21 protein-coding genes are annotated in these 19,810 nt (G+C 61.4%); 12 read left to right on the plus strand and 9 right to left on the minus strand.

All coding sequences use genetic code 11. The features are described from left to right. Positions 1-9 precede the first annotated feature (9 nt). Positions 10-786: a transporter substrate-binding domain-containing protein gene (locus tag AXG89_RS16010; protein ID WP_062003673.1), complete on the plus strand. Its 777-nt coding sequence runs from the start codon at positions 10-12 to the stop codon at positions 784-786. Positions 787-851: 65 nt separating this feature from the next. On the opposite strand, the gene AXG89_RS16015 is transcribed toward AXG89_RS16010, so the two are convergent. The 4 genes from AXG89_RS16015 to AXG89_RS16030 all read right to left on the minus strand — a co-directional run bounded on the left by AXG89_RS16015 (position 852) and on the right by AXG89_RS16030 (position 6,291). Continuing rightward, the gene (locus AXG89_RS16015) at positions 852-1,748 is read right to left on the minus strand and encodes a 2-hydroxy-3-oxopropionate reductase (protein WP_062170774.1); all 897 of its coding nucleotides are present in this window, start codon (positions 1,746-1,748) and stop codon (positions 852-854) included. A gap of 44 nt (positions 1,749-1,792) precedes the next feature. Next, positions 1,793-2,596, minus strand: a complete 804-nt coding sequence (gene garL, locus AXG89_RS16020; protein ID WP_062170777.1) for a 2-dehydro-3-deoxyglucarate aldolase — start codon at positions 2,594-2,596, stop codon at positions 1,793-1,795. Positions 2,597-2,835: 239 nt separating this feature from the next. After that, the gene (gene bluB, locus AXG89_RS16025; protein WP_062172539.1) at positions 2,836-3,525 is read right to left on the minus strand and encodes a 5,6-dimethylbenzimidazole synthase; all 690 of its coding nucleotides are present in this window, start codon (positions 3,523-3,525) and stop codon (positions 2,836-2,838) included. A gap of 414 nt (positions 3,526-3,939) precedes the next feature. Continuing rightward, on the minus strand, positions 3,940-6,291 hold the full coding sequence (locus AXG89_RS16030; RefSeq protein ID WP_062170778.1) for a bifunctional diguanylate cyclase/phosphodiesterase: 2,352 nt from the start codon (positions 6,289-6,291) through the stop codon (positions 3,940-3,942). A 411-nt stretch (positions 6,292-6,702) separates the two neighbouring features. Between AXG89_RS16030 and phnC the strand changes: the two genes are divergently transcribed. The 3 genes from phnC to phnE all read left to right on the plus strand — a co-directional run bounded on the left by phnC (position 6,703) and on the right by phnE (position 9,438). Next, positions 6,703-7,596, plus strand: coding sequence for a phosphonate ABC transporter ATP-binding protein (gene phnC, locus AXG89_RS16035; protein ID WP_062170781.1), 894 nt, complete (start codon positions 6,703-6,705; stop codon positions 7,594-7,596). A gap of 40 nt (positions 7,597-7,636) precedes the next feature. Beyond that, positions 7,637-8,608 (plus strand): phosphonate ABC transporter substrate-binding protein, encoded by a 972-nt coding sequence (gene phnD / locus AXG89_RS16040; RefSeq protein ID WP_062170783.1) that lies wholly within the window; start codon positions 7,637-7,639, stop codon positions 8,606-8,608. Between the two features lie 95 nt (positions 8,609-8,703). Further along, positions 8,704-9,438 carry a phosphonate ABC transporter, permease protein PhnE gene (gene phnE, locus AXG89_RS16045; protein WP_086386447.1) on the plus strand — a complete coding sequence of 245 codons (735 nt, stop codon included), beginning with the start codon at positions 8,704-8,706 and terminating at the stop codon, positions 9,436-9,438. Between the two features lie 58 nt (positions 9,439-9,496). On the opposite strand, the gene phnN is transcribed toward phnE, so the two are convergent. From phnN to phnF, 3 genes are read right to left on the minus strand one after another with little or no spacing between them, the layout of a single operon-like run. Continuing rightward, a complete protein-coding gene (gene phnN, locus AXG89_RS16050) occupies positions 9,497-10,057 on the minus strand; it encodes a phosphonate metabolism protein/1,5-bisphosphokinase (PRPP-forming) PhnN (protein ID WP_062170785.1) in 561 nt (186 codons plus the stop codon). Beyond that, positions 10,054-10,773 (minus strand): DUF1045 domain-containing protein, encoded by a 720-nt coding sequence (locus AXG89_RS16055; protein WP_062170787.1) that lies wholly within the window; start codon positions 10,771-10,773, stop codon positions 10,054-10,056. The genes phnN and AXG89_RS16055 overlap by 4 nt, the downstream gene beginning before the upstream one ends. After that, entirely contained in the window at positions 10,770-11,528 is a 759-nt protein-coding gene (phnF, locus tag AXG89_RS16060; RefSeq protein ID WP_062170789.1) for a phosphonate metabolism transcriptional regulator PhnF, read from the minus strand. The genes AXG89_RS16055 and phnF overlap by 4 nt, the downstream gene beginning before the upstream one ends. Before the next feature lie 184 nt (positions 11,529-11,712). On the opposite strand from phnF, the gene phnG reads away from it, so the two are divergent. Genes phnG through AXG89_RS16095 form a run of 7 tightly spaced genes read left to right on the plus strand, consistent with a single transcriptional unit; the run spans position 11,713 to position 17,542 of the window. Next, positions 11,713-12,204, plus strand: a complete 492-nt coding sequence (gene phnG, locus AXG89_RS16065; protein WP_062170792.1) for a phosphonate C-P lyase system protein PhnG — start codon at positions 11,713-11,715, stop codon at positions 12,202-12,204. Next, positions 12,204-12,860: a phosphonate C-P lyase system protein PhnH gene (gene phnH / locus AXG89_RS16070; protein ID WP_062170794.1), complete on the plus strand. Its 657-nt coding sequence runs from the start codon at positions 12,204-12,206 to the stop codon at positions 12,858-12,860. Before phnG ends, phnH begins: the two co-directional genes overlap by 1 nt. After that, the gene (locus tag AXG89_RS16075) at positions 12,860-13,960 is read left to right on the plus strand and encodes a carbon-phosphorus lyase complex subunit PhnI (RefSeq protein ID WP_062170796.1); all 1,101 of its coding nucleotides are present in this window, start codon (positions 12,860-12,862) and stop codon (positions 13,958-13,960) included. The genes phnH and AXG89_RS16075 overlap by 1 nt, the downstream gene beginning before the upstream one ends. After that, a complete protein-coding gene (locus AXG89_RS16080; protein ID WP_062002918.1) occupies positions 13,957-14,832 on the plus strand; it encodes an alpha-D-ribose 1-methylphosphonate 5-phosphate C-P-lyase PhnJ in 876 nt (291 codons plus the stop codon). Before AXG89_RS16075 ends, AXG89_RS16080 begins: the two co-directional genes overlap by 4 nt. Next, a complete protein-coding gene (gene phnK, locus AXG89_RS16085) occupies positions 14,829-15,614 on the plus strand; it encodes a phosphonate C-P lyase system protein PhnK (protein ID WP_062170798.1) in 786 nt (261 codons plus the stop codon). The genes AXG89_RS16080 and phnK overlap by 4 nt, the downstream gene beginning before the upstream one ends. 9 nt (positions 15,615-15,623) lie before the next feature. Then, positions 15,624-16,415, plus strand: a complete 792-nt coding sequence (gene phnL / locus AXG89_RS16090) for a phosphonate C-P lyase system protein PhnL (RefSeq protein ID WP_062170800.1) — start codon at positions 15,624-15,626, stop codon at positions 16,413-16,415. Then, positions 16,409-17,542 (plus strand): alpha-D-ribose 1-methylphosphonate 5-triphosphate diphosphatase, encoded by a 1,134-nt coding sequence (locus AXG89_RS16095; RefSeq protein ID WP_062170802.1) that lies wholly within the window; start codon positions 16,409-16,411, stop codon positions 17,540-17,542. The genes phnL and AXG89_RS16095 overlap by 7 nt, the downstream gene beginning before the upstream one ends. A gap of 81 nt (positions 17,543-17,623) precedes the next feature. Here AXG89_RS16095 and AXG89_RS16100 read toward each other — a convergent pair whose 3' ends face one another. Both AXG89_RS16100 and AXG89_RS16105 read right to left on the minus strand, forming a co-directional pair. Continuing rightward, positions 17,624-18,220 (minus strand): pyridoxamine 5'-phosphate oxidase family protein, encoded by a 597-nt coding sequence (locus AXG89_RS16100; protein ID WP_236873447.1) that lies wholly within the window; start codon positions 18,218-18,220, stop codon positions 17,624-17,626. Positions 18,221-18,249: 29 nt separating this feature from the next. Continuing rightward, positions 18,250-19,008, minus strand: coding sequence for a GntR family transcriptional regulator (locus AXG89_RS16105; RefSeq protein ID WP_062170807.1), 759 nt, complete (start codon positions 19,006-19,008; stop codon positions 18,250-18,252). 68 nt (positions 19,009-19,076) lie between these two features. On the opposite strand from AXG89_RS16105, the gene AXG89_RS16110 reads away from it, so the two are divergent. Beyond that, a complete protein-coding gene (locus tag AXG89_RS16110) occupies positions 19,077-19,808 on the plus strand; it encodes an enoyl-CoA hydratase/isomerase family protein (protein WP_062170808.1) in 732 nt (243 codons plus the stop codon). Positions 19,809-19,810: the final 2 nt, after the last annotated feature.

The raw sequence follows: 19,810 nt of genomic DNA on the forward strand, positions 1-19,810 counted from the left end.
ACCAAGTTCATGTTGCGTGGCTGCGTGGCCGCCTTGTTGCTCGCAGGCGTAGCGCACAGCGCCATGGCGGACCAGCTCGACGACATCAAGAAGGCCGGCAAGATTCGCGTCGCCATCGCGATGGGCACGCCGCTGTTCAGTTTCGCCGATGCCAACCTGCAGCCCGCCGGCTCCGACGTGGACACCGCTGCCGCGCTTGCGAAAGACCTGGGCGTGAAGCTCGAACTCGTGCAGATCACGAACGCTGCACGCGTGCCGACCTTGCAGGCGAAGCGCGCGGACCTGGTGATCGCCGACTTGTCGATCACGCCCGAGCGCGCAAAGGTCGTGGACTTTTCGATTCCCTACGCGGTCATCACGATCATCGTGGGTGGCACCAAGAGCCAAAACGTGAAGAACTACGCTGATCTGGACGGCAAGACCATCGGCCTGACGCGTGCAACGGTCAACGATACGCTCACCACGCAACAAGCGAAGGGCGCACAGATCCAGCGTTATGAAGACGATGCAACGCTGATCACGTCGGTCGTGACGGGACAGGTCGATATATTCTCCAGCACGCCTTCTAACTTGAGCGAGATGGTCAAGCGCGCGCCGAGCCGCAACCTCGAACTGAAGTTCGCGCAAAAGGATTTCGACCTGGGTATTGCGATGAACAAGGACGAGCCGAAGCTGAAAGACTGGGTCAACAACTGGGTCAGCACGAACCAGAAGAACGGCAACCTCAATACGATCTACAAGAAGTATCACGGCCGCGATTTGCCGGCGAGCGTGACGAAGGGTTAAGTGGGAAAGAAGCAAAAAGGGCGTCGCGTTTTACCTCGCGATGCCCTTTTTCATGCGCTGAAGATTCAGTTGGCGGCGCCCTGGCCGATCTCGTGATCGGCGAGATACTCGAGCGCGCGAACCATGCCCGAGTGATCCCAGGCCTTCCCGCCATGCGCCGCGCATGCGTTGAAAAGCGCCTGGCAGGTCGCCGTATTCGGCAGCGATACACCCAGCGATTGCGCCGTCGACAATGCCAGGTTCAAGTCCTTCTGATGCAGTTCAATGCGAAAGCCCGGATTGAACGTGCGCTTGGTCATGCGCTCGCCGTGCACTTCCAGAATGCGTGACGATGCAAATCCCCCCATCAACGCCTTGCGCACTTTCTCTGCATCCACCCCCGCCTTCGATGCCAGCAGCAGGGCTTCACCCACCGCTTCGATAGTCGCCGCCACGATCACCTGGTTTGCGAGCTTGCAGACCTGACCTGCACCCACCTCGCCGATCAACGAGATGTTCTTGCCCATCATGTCGAAGAGCGGCTTGACGGTATCGAACGTGGCTTGCGACCCACCCACCATGATCGTCAGCGACGCCGCCTTCGCGCCCACCTCGCCCCCCGACACCGGCGCGTCCAGATACTCGCCGCCGCGCTCGCGAACCTTGGCCGCGAATTCGCGTGTAGCGATTGGCGAGATCGAACTCATGTCGACCACGATCTGGCCCGGGCGCAAGGCCGCGGCCACGCCGTTCTCGCCGAACAGGACGCGCTCGACATCGGGGGTATCCGGCACCATCACGAAGATCACATCGGCTTGCGCGGCGACCGCTGCGGGGTTGTCGCAGGCGACAGCACCAGCTTGCGTCAGCTCGGCTGGCACGCCGCTGCGCGTGAACGCTGCCAGCGCAACGCCGTTCTTGACGAGATTTTCAGCCATGGGCTTACCCATGATCCCGAGTCCGATAAAACCAGCTTTTTGCATGTCATCCTCCAAAAAAATGCGGGTTCGCAGATGTCACTGTCACTTTACTTCTGCATGAAATGTTTCTGCACGGCTTGTGCCGCGTTGCGCAGCAAGCCCATGTCCGCGCACACGGCGATCACCTGGCAGCCCATCGCGAGATAACGTTCGGCTTCGGCCTGCACGGGTGCAAGCGTTCCGCTCGCCTTGCCGGCTGCGCGGGCGCGATCGAAGACATGCGCAATGGCTTTCTGCACGTCCGGATGATTCGCGTCGCCAAGATGTCCGTACGATGCCGCCAGATCCGATGGCCCGAGAAACACGGCGTCCACACCTTCGACTGCAAGGATTTCATCGATCGATTCGACCGCCTTGCGGCTCTCGATCTGCACGATGACGCAGATGTTGTCGTTGGCCGTGGTGAGGTAATCGGGCACGGTGCCGTATTTATTGCCCCGATGTCCTACCGATACCCCGCGAATGCCCTGCGGCGGATAACGGGTCGCGGCGACGGCGCGGATGGCGTCCGCCGCGCTGTCTACAAACGGAATCAGGAAGTTGAAGAAGCCGCTGTCGAGCAGCCGTTTGATGACCACGCTCTCATTGGCCGGCGGTCGCACGACCGGCGCGCTGCGGCTGTCCTTGAGCGCCATGAGCTGCGGAATGAGCGTTAGGACGTCATTGGGCGCGTGCTCGGCGTCGAGCAGGACCCAGTCGAAGCCCAGCACGCCCAGCAGTTCGGTCGTGATCGGGCTGCCAAGCGACGCCCAGCAGCCGATCTGTTTTTCCTGGTTTAGGACTGACTGGCGAAACGTATTGGGGAGCGGCTGGTAGGGCGAGTAGAGCGGGGTCTGTGCGGGCGCTGTCATGACGGGGCTTCCTCTTGCGTAATTGCTCGAATTGCGGCCTGAGTTGAAAACCTTAGTATGCAACATGCTCATACGTTATCAGACGTCATATTACATCGCGAGCTTGATGTCGGGCAAGGAAAAGGGCTTTATAGCGACGTGCGACTTACAGCCGTTGCCACGGGAAATCCGTGACAAGCCTTGAATGGCTGACTTGCCGCTGCAAAAGACGCATTAAACAGGCAACTGCCAGCCCGTGCTCAGTCGATTACCGGCTGGCCCGGGGCTTCGCAGGCCGCATCAGGCCAGCGGTTTTCTTCCAAACAGTATGCTGCCGGCACGCGTTTCGCCCAGCCCTCGGCTTGCAGCATCGGTTCATCGTAGAAGTGTTCCACGTGGCCAATGCAGAGAATGGCAACCGGCTTTGCATCGGCGGGCATATGCAGCAGACGTTGAACCGCCGCGACATCGAACAGCGATACCCACCCCAGTCCGATCCCCTCCGCGCGTGCCGCGAGCCACATGTTCTGGATCGCGCACGCCACTGACGCAAGGTCCATTTCGGGAAGGGTGCGGCGGCCGAAGATATGCCGCTCGCGGTCTTCCATCAAGCCGCCGACCAGCACCTCGCCGCAATCCAGAATGCCCTGGACCTTGAGCCGCATGAATTCATCGCTGCGTTCGTTGAGCGCCATGGCCGTTGCGCGGCGCTCCGTCTCCACGATGTCGTGCAACGCGAGGCGTACGTCGCGATCGGTCACGCGCACGAAGCGCCAGGGCTGCATGAAACCGACGCTCGGCGCGTGATGCGCAGCATCGATCAGTCGCGCCATCAGTTCGGGCGCGACGGGGGCATCCGTGAAATGCCGCATGTCGCGGCGTTCGTGGATCGCGCGATAAACCCCTGCAATTTCAGGGTCGGAAAAGCGCTTGGCGGTCGAGTCGGTCATTGCATCCATGCATTCAAAAACAGCGATCGCGCTGAAATAACACGCGCGCCGAAGCCGCTGGTGGCCGTAACCATGTGGTCTGCGGGTAAATCCCGGTAAGGCGGGCGGCCATTATCCAAGCCATCGATAGCTTATTCCCGTCACGATACACGGAGAATACAGCCCCGCGGCAACGGCCGTGCCGCTCGAAGAGCAGAGCCGGCAGTTCAACGATGCGGTGGCGCTGTTCAGGTCGACGGGCGATGTGCATACGCCGGGATACTTGCACACCGCGGCGTGAAAATCGCTTTTCTTTGCTTCGTTTCCGAAGTGACCGAAGGAGTTGGACAGACGGCAGCAATGACCTTTGTCAGACCACTGTATGGCTGTTGTCTAAACGCGGCGGCCGCTGTGCCACAAGTAGCCCGGCGGCCATCATTCCCCCGCCGGCCACGCGAGATGCGGCGACGTCCAGTCGAGTTCGCTGCCAACGACCATCACCTCGCCGTCGCGCTGCACGGCCATTGTCACGCCGACCGAAGCGCGTCCGCTGGTGAGCGACAGATACGGCTGGCAGAACACTGCCGTCCCCATGTTCGCTACCGCCTTCCAGTAATACGGCCGATGATCCCAGCGCGCTGATTGCGTCGAGCGCAGCGGGCCGAGCCTGAAATCACCGCCGGGGCCGGCCTGTCCCACAAACTCCTGTCCCACGATCCGCCCCGTGTGATCGAGCACGAAGCAGCGCCGGCAAAGCGCGAAGGCGGTCATCGGCGCGATGGCTTCATGGACTTGCGCACCGCCCGATAACGCCGCCGCCGCGGCTCTCACCATCGCAAGGTAAGGCGACAGTTGCGCTTCAAACCGGCTCGCGCGCGCGGTCCGCCCTTCGGCGATCACATCGAACGCATGATCGATGCGCCGCATCACCGCGTCCGCCGCCGGTATGTTCGCACTCGGCCTGCCCAGCAAGAATCCCTGTGCGAAGTCGACGTTGGATTCGACCGCAAGCACGAGCTCTTCGGTCGTCTCGATTCCTTCGACGACCACGAGCATATCCGCGCGATGCAGCAGCGACACAATGGTCGATAACAACGGCTGCTCCGACGCGCGGCTCTTCGCGCGAATCAGCTCGCCGTCGAGCTTCACGAAGTCGGGCTGGATGCGCAGCAGGCGGTCGAGGTTCGAATGGCCGGCGCCGAAGTCATCGACGGCAATCAAAAATCCGCATCCACGATACCGCCACGCGGCCAGCGCCAGCTCTTCCGCGCTCACGCCTTCCGACTCCAGTATTTCGAGCACGATGCTGCCCGGATTGAGCCCCGCTGCGCTCGCCATGTTCGCAAGCGTCTGCTCGTAGCCCGCCTGAATGAACGTGGATGGCGCGACGTTCAGGAACAGCCACGTGTCCTGCGGCAAGCGCTTGCGCGCATTGTTGAAGTGCAGATGATGCGTGAGCGAATCGAGCTCGATGACATCGGGGTTCGACTGCGGCGCGAACAACAACTCGGGCTGAACCGGCTGGCCCTCGTGATCGCGTCCGCGCAACAGCACTTCGAAGCCCACTTGCTTCTGGTGCGAGAGACTGTAGAGCGGCTGGAAGTGCGTGGAAAGTTGGAAAGGTCCCCAGTGCCTGACGGAATCGGCGTCGGGAGTCGCATCGGCTTTTGCATCGATATCTTCGTCAATGGCGGTCGCCCGCACGCGCGCGACGCTGCTCACCCGCTCCACGAACACACGATTGCGGCCTGCATGTTTCGCACGCAACAATGCTTCATCCGCGCGGTCGAGAAGCGCGATAGCAGTCTCATGTTCTCGCCGATGGGCCACGCCAAAACTCGCCGTCAGGAAACCATCGGGCCGCAGGATTCCTGCGATGCGGATGCGCAAGGAGTCTGCAAGCTCGGTAGCCTGATGCGTTCCGGCGGTCGGAACCAGTACCGCGAATTCCTCGCCGCCCAGCCGGCCGGCAATTGCCTCGGGGGGTATCGCCCCTTTGATGACCTGCGTGACCTGCAGCAGGGCATCGTCGACGCGTGCGTGGCCGTATTGATCGTTGAGTGACTTGAAACGGTCGACGTCCAGGAAGATGGCGCTGACGATCTCATCGCCGCTGCGTGGCGCGCTCAGCATCTGCCCGGCTTGTTCGAGGAACGCGCGGCGGTTGAGCAACTGCGTGAGGGGATCGGTGGCGGCGAGCGCAATGAGCTTCTCTTCCAGCAAAAAGTGATTGAGCCGGAACCAATAGAAGCCGAAATGGAACGTGGTCGCGGTCGGAATGCCGATGGCCACCCACATCGCGCACAGCACCCAGTCGTCGTGCGTGAAAGGTACGGAAAACACGAACGGGATGCCCGCTATATAGAACGCAGTCGTGCCGAGCACGAAATGCCGCGGCGTGAGCCACAGCGGCGCGGCGCAAATGGGCACGACCATGCCGGCGGGCAGCATCCAGTAAAGCGGCTGCTCTACGCCCGTCACGTTCATCATCACGCCGATCTGCAGCACGACCACATACGCCGCCCCGATCATACCGAACACGAACGTGGAGGTCGCACGGGGAATGGCGGCCACGAGTAGCGACAACGCGAGCGTGCATAACAGGCGTGGCCAAAGCGGCAATTCGATGCCCGTCACGTGTGCGCGCGCGATCACGAAGATCACGAAGGCCACGACGGTGAAGGCCATGGTGACCGTGGAAAGCGGCTTCTGCAGTTCCATCGAACGTCGATGAAAACTCAGGCGTACCGCAGGCGTAACCGGCGGCGGAAGGAGAGATGTAAGCATGTCGTCGGATCGTTTTGTGGCAGTCTCATTCACGCAAGTGAAGGCTGTCGGCTCTGTTGTTACTGTTACTGCTGTGTCCAGGCCGAATTTATGAACCCCCGAATCGGGAAATTCAGGTTCAAAATTTCATCAGACGAAACGTGATTGTCTTACGACACGCCGGCCGGCTTAAGATAAATGTTGAGCTATCCAGATATCAAAACGCTTGCCGAGCGTCAGTGTGACCGATTTCCCTCCGCGACCGAATTCAGATTTTTTAAATAAACATTGAAGTCCAGTGCGCTGCCGACCGTGTTCTTCTGCCTCAGTTGTGTATTCATCTAGACGACTTGCAAGCGTCACCGCGTCGTCATGTTGCCTTCCTAGAATCCCTACGACGCTGCAATTCTCCGGCGTCATAGTGAGGACATCATGGATGCAATCCGGATCGAACGTTTGTGCAAGACGTTCAACAATGGCCGCAAGGCACTCGACTCCATTGACCTGAAAGTGGTCGAGGGCGAAATGGTTGCGCTGATCGGCGCATCCGGTTCAGGCAAGTCCACGTTGCTGCGGCACATTGCGGGATTCACGGCTTCCGACCCCGCACCGTCGCATGTGACGCTGCTCGGGCGCCCGATTCAGGAGAATGGCAAGGTGGCGCGCGAAGTCCGCCGGATTCGTCGCGACGTCGCATTCGTGTTCCAGCAATTCAATCTCGTCGGGCGTCTCACCGTGCGCACCAATGTATTGATTGGGGCGTTGTCGCGCGTGCCGCTGTGGCGGCGTTTGATCGGCCGGTTTCCGCGCAACGAGCACGAGCTTGCAATGGCATCGCTTTCCGCAATGGGCATTGGCGACCACATCAACGAGCGCGCCAGCACCTTGTCCGGTGGCCAGCAGCAACGCGCTGCGCTCGCACGCGCGCTGGTTCAGCGGGCCCGCATCGTCCTTGCCGATGAACCCATCGCATCGCTCGATCCCGAGTCCTCCCGCCGCGTGATGGAGTTGCTTCAGTCGCTCAACGAAGACCATGGCCTGACGGTAGTCGTGTCGCTCCATCAGATCGATATCGCAATGAAGTACTGCGCAAGAACGGTCGCGCTGCGCAACGGCTGCGTGGTGTACGACGGTCCGTCCGCGAGCCTGACCCCCGCCTTGTTGCGCGAACTGTATGGCGCAGCAGCGGAAGAATTACTGACCGATGCCGACACCGAAACCGACGCCGCCCAGCGCGAGCCGGTTCGACAAACGGAGCGCGCGACAGCGCGTCCAGAAGGTGCATCCGCACGATCCGCGGCATTTGCATCGGCCGCGAGCTCCTGACCCGACAACTTTTGTTTTTTTCCAAACCTGGACCCATTCGATGGAATCAGCCCGTTTCCTTCTGGCCGGCGCGATGCTCGCTGCATGTCTCGTCTCGCAGGCAGCGCTTGCCGAGACGATCAACTTCGGCATCATCTCGACCGATAATTCATCCGCGCTCAGGCAGCGCTGGCAACCGCTGATCGACGATCTCAACAAGCAGACCGGCCTCGAAGTGAAGCCATTCTTCGCGACGGACTATGCCGGCATTATCGAAGGCATGCGTTTCAATAAGGTGCAGATCGGTTATTTCGGCAACGCGTCCGCAATCGAAGCGGTGGATCGCGGCAACGGCGAAGTGTTCGCCAAGGTGAAGTACAAGAGCGGGGAGGCGGGGTACTACTCGTTGCTCATCACGAATGTGAATAGCAAGTGGAAGACCGTCGACCAGGTGCTGAAGAATACCCACGACATCAACCTCGGTTTCGGTGATCCGAACTCGACATCCGGCACGCTCGTGCCCTCGTATTACCTGTTCGCGAAAAACGGCGTCTCGGTGCGCAACGACTTCAAGAGCGTGCTGCCGTCAAGCCATGAGGCAAACATGCTGGCCGTGGTGAACAACCGCGTGGATGTCGCGACGAACAATACCGACATGGTTGAGACCTTGCGGCAACAGCATCCCGAGTTGCTGCAGCGCGTGCGCATCTTATGGAAGTCGCCGCTGATTCCGTCGGACCCGATCGTATGGCGCCGCGATCTGCCGCAAGCCACGAAGGACAAGCTGCGCAATTTCTTCGACCACTACGCGCAGACCGATCCGCGCGAGAAGGCGATCATGGAAGGCATCACGGGTTTGTCGGGCTTCACCGACTCCACCGATGCCCAACTGATCCCGATCCGTCAGATGGCCCTGTTCCAGAAGAAGGAGCAAATCCAGAACGACGCGCATCTGTCCGACGAAGACAAGAAAGCGAAGATCGCCGCGCTGGATGAGAAGCTCGCGCAGCTCGATACGGTGGCCGCGAAGTGAAGCATCCCGTCGACGCGTATTCCTTCGACGGCGCCGGGCCACGCCCGCATGCCATCAAGCCCGAGCTGCACGTACCCAAGCGGAGCTGGTTATCGATGTTCGGGTGGATCGCGTTCGTGGCCGTACTCGGGCTGTCGTGGCGTAGCGCCGACATGCGTCCGCTCGATCTCTTCGCTGACCCGGGCAACATGGTGCAGTTCGGCCGCGACTTTTTCCCGCCGGACTTTCACGACTGGCGCACCTATGTTCACGAGATGATCGTGACGCTTGCTGTCGCGGTGTGGGGCACGGCGTTGTCGCTGATATTCGCGGTGCCGTGCGGGTTGTTGTCGGCCTATAACATTGCGCCGGTTTGGGTCGCGCAACCCGTGCGCCGCGTGATGGATGCATGCCGCGCGATCAACGAAATGGTCTTCGCGATGCTGTTTATAGTGGCAGTCGGACTCGGGCCGTTCGCGGGCGTGCTCGCGCTTTGGGTGCATACCACGGGCGTGCTGGCCAAGCTGTTTGCCGAAGCCGTCGAGGCGATCGATGCACGGCCTGCCGAAGGTGTGCGTGCCACCGGCGCAAGCAGTCTCGACGAAGTGCTCTACGGCGTGCTGCCGCAGGTCATGCCGCTATGGATATCGTTTGCGTTGTACCGGTTCGAATCGAATGTGCGTTCGGCGATGGTCGTGGGCATGGTCGGTGCAGGCGGGATTGGCGTGGTGCTGTACGAAGCCATTCGCTCGTTCAACTATGCGCAAACCGCGGCAGTGTTGCTGATGGTTATTGTGATCGTGAGCTTGATCGATCTCGGGTCGGCCTGGCTGCGTGAGCGTGTGATCTGACATTTCAGGACGTCGGGAATAACGGCCGGTACGAAGTTCGTACCGGCCTTTTTCATCATCAGGCCAGTTTCAGCGGCTGATTGATCGCAGCCAGCAGTTGTTGTCCGGCATCGGCGAGCAGACCCGAGTTGTCGATGGTCGTCACCCGCGCTTCCTGCGGCAACGCAAGCGCCGGGCGTCGCGCGAGACGTGCTTCCATCTGCCTGGAATCTTCACGGCCTCGCCGTTCCAGACGCGCGGCGAGAACCGTCGGATTCGCGTGAATATGGACGAATTGCGTATGCGGATATCGTTCGAGCGCTGCAGGCGCATGCTGACGCGAACCGTTCACGACTACAGCCAGACCACGCGCGAGCCATGCGTCGATTTCAACGCCGATGCCGTAGTGCAGCCCAAGGCTTTCCCAGTGCATCGAGAATACGCCGCTTGCCAGACGCGCGGCGAATTCGTCGTGCGTGAGCGCAACGTGATTCTCGCCGTCCGAAACAGGCCGCGTGATGTATCGGTGCGCAAACATCACCTGCGAACCGATCCGTTCGCGAACGAAGCCGAGCAGCGAATCCTTGCCCGCGCCCGATGGTCCCATCACGTAGATCAGTCTGCCCCGATCGGCGCTCATGCGCGCGCTCCTGCATCGGCGAAAGGCAGACGCTGCCAAAGGGAGAAGGGCGCATCGCGATGCGCCTGAACGAAGAGCGCCGCGCCATGGAAGGGAAGTGGTCCAAGCGCTTCGCTGCGTGCTTGCCAGAGCGTCCTGATCGCGGTGCGTTGCGCTTCGGAGTCGATGGAATCGGAAAGCGTCATGTGAAAACGGAATTCATCGAGCACATAGGGGTAGCCCCATTCGAGCAGCAACGCGCGCTGCCGGGGAGTGAGATGGGGCGCGAGCCGCTTTTCAGTGTCTTCCGGCGATGGCCGTGCGCGCAGCGAGGCAAGGGCATGCAAGGCGCTTGCGGCGATGTCGCGGATGGCTCCGTCATGCTCCGATTGCGCCGCGCGAAGCGCAACGAAGCGGCCGAGATCGGCAGCTTGCAGCGGGGCCTTGAAAGGCGCGATTCGCTTTGCCCATTCCTTTGCGGCCAGGACGACGTGCTCCGTGTTGTAACCCTCGGCGATATGAAACGGCGGCACAAGGGTGCCATGCCAGCCGTATCGGCGCGGTGCGACGGTCAGCGACGCAACCGGCTGGCCCAGCGCGGGAACGACAGGCGGTTCCATAAACTCGCCGGTTTCAGCATCCCGGCCAAGCCATTCGCTGCCGGCATGCCACCATGCGGATGCGGCTGGCGGTGCGTAGTAAAGCGCGATACGTGCATCGGGTGTCCACGCGCTCATACGCCATCCTCCACCAGCAATTGCACGCGGTCCGCCGCGAAGTGCGTGATGCCATATTTGATGGGCACCCCGGCTTCATCAACGTCGACGCTTTCGACCCACATGACGGGTTGCTGCCGGTTGATCTGCAGACGGCGCGCAACTTCGGAACTCGGCAAGATGCAACCAATGCGGCTCCATTTGCGCGTGTAATCGGTCACGCCGAATTCGGCCAGCGCCGCGCTTACGCCGTGTTTGCCCGCCAGCACCGCCGGAAAATCGGCGAACCGCATTGCCGGATACCAGCTTCGCGCGTAGGTCAGCGGTACGTCCTCGGAGTCATGGCGCGTCTCGATCTCGTAGACCAGCGTGCCGGCGCGGATGCCGAGCGCCTTGGCCGCAACCGGATCGGCCTTGACCTTCTCGCTCGACAACACCACGCCCGCCGACGGCTGATTGTGGCGGCGCAGGTTCTCGGTAAAACGCGTGCGCCGTCCAATCTGATAATCGATGGCACCGGGCTGCACGAACGTGCCACGTCCCTGTTCGACACTGACCAGTCCCGTCGCCGCAAGACGCAGCATGGCGCGGCGCACCGTATGGCGGTTGACGTCGAAACGCCGCGCAAGTTCTGCTTCGCTCGGCAGGCGGCCTTCTTCGCCAAAACTCTTCGCTGTAATTTCCGCCGAAAGGATCTGTTCGATCTGGCGCCACACAGCCACGCCCGCGCCGCGCTCGACTGCAAGCCCCGGTGTCCCCGTTTCGTTGGATGTCATGGTGGTGTCATTCCTGTCGGTTTGAATATCGTCATGGGCATTGTAGTGCGCCGCCGATGATGGAAATGTGAAAGCGGGGCACATTGGATCGATTTATATCTGTACCTGTAAACGTCTAGACGACCAGATGACTAGTCTAGTAGGGTATGGATTCTGCAGCATCACCAAATTCACGAGGTTGACGATGAACATTTCTGCGCGGCCGTCCGAGTTGGCGCAACCCGCGACCCGGCGCGAGTGGCTGGCGATCCTGGCGCGTACGCCGCACGCCAGCATGAAGGCTGCAATGGACGCGGCGCTAGGCGCGGCCAGTCCGCCGGAGTTCGACTGGCTGCGCGCGCCGGATATCGGTCTGGCAATGGTGCGCGGCCGAGTGGGCGGGACGGGCGACGCGTTCAATCTCGGCGAAGTGACCGTGACGCGTGCAACGCTGCGTGTCCGGTCGGACGAAGGGCGTGCAACGGTCGGCATGGCAGTTCACATGGGACGCGACAAGGAGCGTGCAACGCTTGCCGCGCTCGCGGACGCTCTGCTGCAAATGCCCGCGTTCGAAGCACGCATGCAGCAGCATGTGATCGCGCCGCTTGCGGCGCGCATCGCTGCAAACCGCCGGCAAAAGCAGGCGCGCGCGGCGGCCACGAAAGTTGAATTCTTCACGATGGTGAGAGGTGACTGATGCAACGTAACAAGCCATCTGCGGATGCTCGGGGGGCGAGTGCGGGAAGCATCGACCTCACCACGCTCACGCCTGGTTTCACCGATACCATCCATGACTCGCAGGGCGTGTTCCGCTCGCTGCTGGATGCACTGTCCCGGCCAGGCAAGATCGTTTCCATAGACACGGTCGTGCCGGCTCTGGCGAACGAGCAAGAGGCGTACGTGCCGGTTGCCGCCTACGCTGCGTTGCTCGCGCTCGCGGATTACTCGACGCCCGTGCTGCTGCAGCATCCACATCGAGCATTGAGCGACGCCCTGCGCTTTCACACCGGCGCGCCGGTGACGGACGATTGTTCGGAAGCCGTGTTTGCCTATCTCGACGACGCACACTCCATGCCGTCGCTTGAAGAGTTTTCGCTTGGCGAACCCGAGACGCCGGAAACGGCCGCGATGCTGTTCATCCGCGTGGAGTCGCTGACAAGCGGCGCACCTGTGACGTGGCGCGGTCCCGGAATCCGCGAGTCGGAAACGGTTTGTGTGGAAGGCGTGCCTGCCTCGTTCTGGCACGAGCGCGCGCAACTTGCGAGCGACTTTCCGTGCGGCGTCGATTGTTATTTCGTTCGTGGCGGTTCGGTGATCGGATTGCCCCGCACAACACGCGTGGAGGTGGACTGATGTACGTTGCAGTCAAAGGCGGCGAACGCGCGATCGAACGTTCATGGGACCTGCTCGCAGAAAAACGCCGCGGCAATCAGGCGCTGGCAGAGCTCAGCGTAGGCCAGATTCGCGAGCAGCTTCGGCTGGCCGTCGCACGCGTGATGACCGAGGGTTCTGTCTACGACGAAGAACTCGCCGCGCTCGCAATCAAGCAGGCGGCGGGCGATCTGGTCGAGGCGATATTCCTGCTGCGGGCGTACCGCACCACGTTGCCGCGTTTCGGCTATACGCTTCCTGTCGATACAGAAGAGATGTGCGTCGAGCGGCGAATCTCCGCTGCCTTCAAGGACATTCCCGGCGGACAGATGCTGGGGGGCACCTACGATTACACCCAGCGGCTGCTTGATTTCAAACTGCTTGCGGAAGGCGCTGCATCCGATGCCGGCAAGAAGATCGCGCCGCCCTTGGTGAAGCAGGATCCCATGCCGCGCGTGCTTGCCTTGCTCGACAAGGAGGGCTTGATCGAGCAGGAAAGGGCGCACGCGGATGCGTCCGAACCCGGCGATATCACGCGCGAACCACTGACGTTTCCGGTCGATCGTACGGTTCGCCTGCAGAATCTCGCGCGTGCCGATGAAGGGTTCCTGCTCGCGATGGGCTACGCGACACAGCGCGGTTATTCGCACACGCATCCTTTCGCAGGCGAGATCCGCAACGGCGAAGTTGCGGTGGAAATGGATATTGAAGAGCTCGGCTTCTCCATTGAAATCGGGGATATGGAGGTCACGGAATGCCAGATGATCAACCAGTTTGCCGGCAGTGGTGACGTGCCGCCGACGTTCACGCAAGGCTATGGACTTGCGTTCGGCCATTCGGAACGCAAGGCGATGGCAATGGCGCTCGTCGACCGTTCACTGCGCGCGCCTGATCTGGGCGAGACGGTCGCATCGCCGACGCAGGACGCCGAGTTCGTGCTCTCCCACAGCGACAACGTGGAAGCATCGGGCTTCGTTCAGCATCTGAAATTGCCGCACTATGTGGACTTCCAGTCGGAGCTCGAGTTGCTGCGGCGACTGCGCGCGGGTCTGGAAAAAGAACAGCAGGAGAATGCAGCATGAACGCGCGTACGCAGGAAACTGGCATTGCAGAAGGCTACAACTTCGCCTATCTCGACGAACAAACCAAGCGCATGATCCGTCGTGCGTTGCTGAAGGCCATTGCCATCCCCGGACACCAGGTTCCGTTCGCATCGCGCGAAATGCCGTTGCCTTATGGCTGGGGAACGGGCGGATTGCAGGTTACGTCCGCCATCATCGGGCGCAGCGATACGCTGAAGGTCATCGACCAGGGTTCGGATGAAACGACCAATGCCGTCAACATCCGGCGCTTTTTCGCGCGCACGGCCGGCATTGCAACGACCACGCGAACCGTGGATGCATCGATCATTCAGACGCGTCACCGGATTCCGGAAACGCCGCTGACGGACAAGCAGATCCTCGTGTACCAGGTGCCGATGCCCGAGCCGCTTTACCGGCTGGAACCGCGCGTGACCGAGTGCCGCAAGCTTCATTCGCTCGCCGACTATGGCCTGATCAACGTGAAGTACTACGAGGACATCGTGCAGCATGGCAGCATTGCAACGACCTACGATTACCCGGTCCTTGTGAACGACCGCTATCTTTCGTCGCCTTCGCCAATCCCGAAGTTCGACAACCCCAAGATGCACATGAACCCCGCGCTGCAGCTTTTCGGAGCGGGCCGCGAACGGCGCATTTATGCCATTCCACCTTATACGAAGGTCAAGAGCCTCGATTTCGAGGATCATCCGTTCAGCATCCAGCACTGGGAACACGAATGCGCGCTGTGTGGATCGCATGAAAGTTTCCTGGACGAGATGATTGTCGACGACGAGGGCAAACGCATGTTCGTGTGTTCCGACAGCGACTATTGCCAGGAACATCGTGCTGCGAATGAACAGGGGGATGCATGAACGGTTCATCCGTAGCTCCGCTGCTCAGCGCACGCGGACTCACCAGGCGTTATAACGGACGCGGCGGTTGTGCCGACGTGGATATAGACATCTATCCGGGCGAAGTTCTGTGTATTGTCGGTGAATCGGGCTCGGGGAAATCGACCTTGCTGAACGCGCTGGCCTTGCGCACCCCTGCGGACGATGGCGCATTGACGTATCGCACGGCCGGGCACGAAGTACTCGACCTGCTTGCGCTGCCCATGCCGCGCCGCCGGATGCTCGCTCGTACGGACTGGGGTTTCGTGCATCAGAATGCACGCGATGGCTTGCGTCACGGTGTATCGGCGGGAGCGAACATTGGCGAGCCCCTGATGGCGAACGGCGCCCGTCATTACGGCAAGCTTCGCGAGACAGCGTCCGACTGGATGAGCCAGGTCGAGCTCGATGCCGCGCGTATCGACGAATTGCCGTCCGCGTTTTCAGGCGGCATGCAGCAGCGGCTGCAGATCGCGCGCAACCTGGTGACGAAACCGCGCCTCGTTTTCATGGATGAACCGACGGCGGGGCTAGATGTATCCGTGCAGGCGCGATTGCTGGACCTGCTTCGCACGTTGACCGGCAAGCTGCATCTTGCAGCGCTGATCGTGACGCACGATATTGGCGTGGCGCGCCTGCTTGCGCACCGGTTGATGGTGATGAAGGATGGCCGCGTGGTGGAAAGCGGGCTGACCGATCAGGTCCTCGACGATCCTCAACATCCCTATACACAGACGCTGGTAGCGTCCGTGCTGCCCGTCTGAGAGCCTAGAATGAACGCCAATCGCTTCAAAGAACTCGCGGACGACGCCGCCTTCGCCGAAAGCAAGACGTTGATGCTGCGCGCGCGCGGCGTCGAGAAGACTTTCACGCTGCATCAGCAGGGCGGTGTGAGCATTGCAGCGCTGGGCGGTGTATCGCTCGATGTGGAGCGCGGCGAATGCGTGGTGTTGTCGGGGCCCTCGGGTGTCGGCAAGAGCACCTTGCTGCGCTGCATGTACGGCAACTATCTGCTGACACGCGGCACGGTTACCATTCGCGACGAGAGCCGCGCATCCGGGTCCCTGTCGCTGTCCCATGCTGAACCGCACGACGTGATCCGCCTGCGCCGCACGACCATGGGCTACGTCAGCCAGTTTTTGCGCGCGATACCGCGGGTTTCATCCATCGATCTCGTGAGCGAGCCGCTCGTATCGCGCGGCATGAATGAAGATGAAGCGCGCGAACGGGCCGGTGTCCTGCTGGAACGCCTGAACGTGGCGCGCCGTTTGTGGACGCTCGCGCCAGCCACGTTCTCAGGCGGCGAGCAACAACGTATCAACATCGCACGCGGGTTGATTGCTGGGCAGCCGCTCTTGCTGCTCGACGAGCCCACCGCATCGCTCGATGCAGAGAACCGGCAGGTGGTCGCCGATCTCATAGTCGAAGCGCGCGAGCAGGGCGCGGCGATCGTAGGCATTTTCCATGACGAGGACACGCGCGAACGCGTCGCGACTCGTCTGATCCAACTCAACGCTCCCGCCGGGCAGGCGGCCACGACTACGGAAACCTTGCAGACATGTTGATCAAGAACGCGCGAATCGTCACTCGCGACGAAGAGTTCACAGGTGTTGTACGCATTGCCGACGGACGCATTGCCGAGGTTGCGCCCGGCACGACTTCAGCCGGCGACGCCGAAGACTGGGGCGGCGATTATCTATTGCCCGGCCTCGTTGAACTGCATACGGACAACATCGAAAAACACATCGCGCCGCGTCCCGGCGTGCTATGGAATTCCGATGCCGCGATCGTCGTGCATGATGCGCAAGTGGCGAGCGCCGGCATCACGACCGTCTTCGATGCATTGGGCATCGGCTCACGTGGGGGCGTGGGTGTGCGCGGCAAGGAGTTGCAGACCAATAACGCGCGGGCAATAGAACGCCTTGCGGGGAAGGGCTTGTTGCGTGTCGATCACTTCCTGCATTTGCGCTGCGAGATCGCGGCGGCGGATGTGCTCGAAGTTTTCGATGGTCTCGTTTCGCATCCTCTGCTTCGGCTCGTTTCGGTGATGGACCATACGCCGGGCCAGCGTCAATGGCACGACCCCGTGCAATGGCGCAAGTATCAGGAGCGTCACGGCAAATGGACGGATGCGCACGCGAACACCATGCTCGACGAGTTGACCCGCGATCAGCAGCGGTATGCGCGGCTGCATCGGACGGAGATCGTCGCGCGTTGCAAGGCGCGTGGCCTGCCGCTCGCAAGTCACGACGATACGTCGGTCGACCATGTGCTCGAAGCGGCGGAAGACGGCATCGTGCTGGCCGAATTCCCGACCACGCTCGTGGCGGCAGAGGCGGCGCGCGAGCGTGGAATCTCGACGATCATGGGTGCGCCGAACATCGTGCGCGGCGGATCGCATTCGGGCAATGTCTCGGCGCTCGAAATGGCAAGGGCCGGATTGCTCGATATCCTGTCATCGGATTACGTGCCTTCGAGCCTGCTGACCGCGACCTTCGATCTCGTCGATAAAGCCGGCTGGTCCCTGCCGCAAGCAATGCGAACGGTGTCATCCGCGCCGGCCAAGGCGGCGGGACTGACAGACCGGGGCGCCATCGCCATCGGCTTGCGAGCGGACTTCGTGCGCGTCGCTATGTCCGATCGTCTGCCGATTCCGCGTGCGACCTATCTGGAGGGAAAACGCGTCGCATAGCGGATCAACAAAGGGTCGATAAAACCGCGATGGGCAATTCTTGACTCAGGCGAGGCGGCCTGAGCGTAAGCGCCTTGAGTCTTATGGCGCGACCCATTGCCCCTGGAAGGCGCCATCGTCACGTACATGAAACTGCGCTCTGTGGTGCGGCTCGTTCGACAGATCGAGATAGTCGATGTGCCGCACCGAAACATGCACGAGGCAGAAGTTCTCGTAGCCGAGCATGGGGTCCGCGGCATCAGGCGCGGCGGCCCGGGCGGGGTCATCGATAACACTTCCCGACACAACCGGTGATCGATACAAGATCAACGTACGCGGCCGGCTCGAATTCCACACGGCCAGCTTTTCGGCTTCATCGGTCACGAAAGACGCAATGCCTTCCACGCGAATCTGCACGAGTCGCTCGGCGTCGTACCCGTGCATCGAAATGGCCGGGCGTGCGCGTAGTTCGCGGACTTTCCCGGAACGGATGTCCGTGTGAAATGAAAGACGAGCAAGCTCTTCGTTTGCATCGCGCAAGACGATGGTCCGAACCTTGGGATTTCCATCGACGCCTACAGTCGCCGCCTGCAGCACGCTGAACGGCGATCGTCCGGCGCCGGCGCCTGCACGCAAGGAATCCCAGATCGACTTGAACAAGTCCTTCATGTCTGGTGTAGCAGAGGCACTTGAAGTCACGTGTTGGTCCCGGGTGTGAGGTGAATGGTTCAGCCCTCAGTTTCCTTCAATACTGCCGTTGCTGCTTCGCATGCGCCACGCAGTTGCTCTCGCATCAGGTCCTGCACGCGGTTGTCGCCGGTGGAGATCGCGTCCTTGATCTTTACGGCCTGTTCAAACGATGCCCGCATCCGTCCGCCGCGCGCCATCGCAATCCGACGCAAGCGCCGTACCGGACCCATGAGGCTCGCGTGCGTTGCCTGCAGCGTGCGGTTATCGGCGAGGGTCATTACGATCGAATAGAAGCGGTCGAGGGCATCCACGTACGCCGCGGGATCATTGGCGGCCACATTCGCACGCATCTCGCCGATCACGTCTTCCAGTTGAGCGCGCCCGAGCGTCGTGATGTTTTCCGCGCAAAGCTGAACGGCGAGGCATTCGAGCGCCGTGCGCACTGTGTAAATCTCCGCAACGTCACGCAGTGTCACGGACCGCACGAACGCCCCTACGCGCGCCACCACGGTCACCAGGCCTTCGCGTTCGAGTTGTGCAAACGCCTCACGCATCGGCGTGCGGCTGACGTTCAATTGCTTCGCGACCTGCACCTCCGATAGCCGGCTTCCCGGCGCCAGCACACCTTCCACGATCGCCTCTCGCAACGCCGGCACGACCACGCCGTCGCTGAGCGAGTCGCCGGACGCGTCGACCATGCGCATTTTCGAGTGATATTTGCGGCCGATGGTTTCGAGCGCCTGCTCGGGCACACGATCGGTAATTTCCATTTCAGCAGGTTTCGTTGCAGAGGCCATTGACTTTCCGTTGTTCGATGAATACGCTGTATACAGCTTATACAGGTGATTATACAACAGGAGGCTGCTTGGACCACGCGCGCTTGCCGGACCCGGTCGTGATCGATCGATCGGGAGAAATTCTGACCTTTACGCTGAACAATGCCGCCGCCGGCAACGAAATCACTGCGCCCATGTTCGACGCCATGATCGCCGTCTTGCGTAGCGAGGCAACCTTGCCTACGGCGCGCGTGCTGCGCATTCGCGCAAGCGGTGAAACGTTCTGCACAGGGCGGGAACGCGCCGGAACGGACGCGGTTTCGATTCATCGCGAAGTCTCGCGGTTGATCGAATTGAAGCGGCTACTGCGGGCATCGCCGATGATTTCGATTGCCGAGGTGCAGGGCGATGCGCTCGGTTTCGGCTTTGGTCTTGCGATCCTGTGCGACTTCACGCTGGTAGCGGGCAGCGCGAAGCTCGCCTTTCCCGAGATGCGCAAGGGCTTGCCGCCGGCCGCGATCATGGCCTACCTCGGCCGCTACGCCTTGCCCAAGCAAGTGTTCCCAATGCTCCTTTTCGGCGACGCAATCACGCCCGACGCCGCACTGGCCGCCGGCCTCGTGACCCGCGTCTGCGCGCCCGACGCGTTGCAGGCGGATACCGATGCGCTCGTTGAACGAATCCTCGCACTCGATGCAACCGGCGCGCGGCAGTGCAAGTCCTTCTTCCAGAACGCGGAGGAAAGCTCGCTCGAACACAACTTCCGGTGCGCGACGGAAACGCTGACGGTGTCGGCGTTGCGGCTGATGGCATCGAAATAACC

It is taken from the genome of Burkholderia sp. PAMC 26561 (assembly GCF_001557535.2).
GTDB lineage: Bacteria > Pseudomonadota > Gammaproteobacteria > Burkholderiales > Burkholderiaceae > Caballeronia.

Coding starts and splice junctions, on each gene's coding strand:
- AXG89_RS16010 (WP_062003673.1), top strand. CDS start 10: ATGTTGCGTGGCTGCGTGGCCGCCTTGTTGCTCGCAGGCGTAGCGCAC.
- AXG89_RS16015 (WP_062170774.1), bottom strand. CDS start 1,748: ATGCAAAAAGCTGGTTTTATCGGACTCGGGATCATGGGTAAGCCCATG.
- garL (WP_062170777.1), bottom strand. CDS start 2,596: ATGACAGCGCCCGCACAGACCCCGCTCTACTCGCCCTACCAGCCGCTC.
- bluB (WP_062172539.1), bottom strand. CDS start 3,525: ATGACCGACTCGACCGCCAAGCGCTTTTCCGACCCTGAAATTGCAGGG.
- AXG89_RS16030 (WP_062170778.1), bottom strand. CDS start 6,291: ATGCTTACATCTCTCCTTCCGCCGCCGGTTACGCCTGCGGTACGCCTG.
- phnC (WP_062170781.1), top strand. CDS start 6,703: ATGGATGCAATCCGGATCGAACGTTTGTGCAAGACGTTCAACAATGGC.
- phnD (WP_062170783.1), top strand. CDS start 7,637: ATGGAATCAGCCCGTTTCCTTCTGGCCGGCGCGATGCTCGCTGCATGT.
- phnE (WP_086386447.1), top strand. CDS start 8,704: ATGTTCGGGTGGATCGCGTTCGTGGCCGTACTCGGGCTGTCGTGGCGT.
- phnN (WP_062170785.1), bottom strand. CDS start 10,057: ATGAGCGCCGATCGGGGCAGACTGATCTACGTGATGGGACCATCGGGC.
- AXG89_RS16055 (WP_062170787.1), bottom strand. CDS start 10,773: ATGAGCGCGTGGACACCCGATGCACGTATCGCGCTTTACTACGCACCG.
- phnF (WP_062170789.1), bottom strand. CDS start 11,528: ATGACATCCAACGAAACGGGGACACCGGGGCTTGCAGTCGAGCGCGGC.
- phnG (WP_062170792.1), top strand. CDS start 11,713: ATGAACATTTCTGCGCGGCCGTCCGAGTTGGCGCAACCCGCGACCCGG.
- phnH (WP_062170794.1), top strand. CDS start 12,204: ATGCAACGTAACAAGCCATCTGCGGATGCTCGGGGGGCGAGTGCGGGA.
- AXG89_RS16075 (WP_062170796.1), top strand. CDS start 12,860: ATGTACGTTGCAGTCAAAGGCGGCGAACGCGCGATCGAACGTTCATGG.
- AXG89_RS16080 (WP_062002918.1), top strand. CDS start 13,957: ATGAACGCGCGTACGCAGGAAACTGGCATTGCAGAAGGCTACAACTTC.
- phnK (WP_062170798.1), top strand. CDS start 14,829: ATGAACGGTTCATCCGTAGCTCCGCTGCTCAGCGCACGCGGACTCACC.
- phnL (WP_062170800.1), top strand. CDS start 15,624: ATGAACGCCAATCGCTTCAAAGAACTCGCGGACGACGCCGCCTTCGCC.
- AXG89_RS16095 (WP_062170802.1), top strand. CDS start 16,409: ATGTTGATCAAGAACGCGCGAATCGTCACTCGCGACGAAGAGTTCACA.
- AXG89_RS16105 (WP_062170807.1), bottom strand. CDS start 19,008: ATGGCCTCTGCAACGAAACCTGCTGAAATGGAAATTACCGATCGTGTG.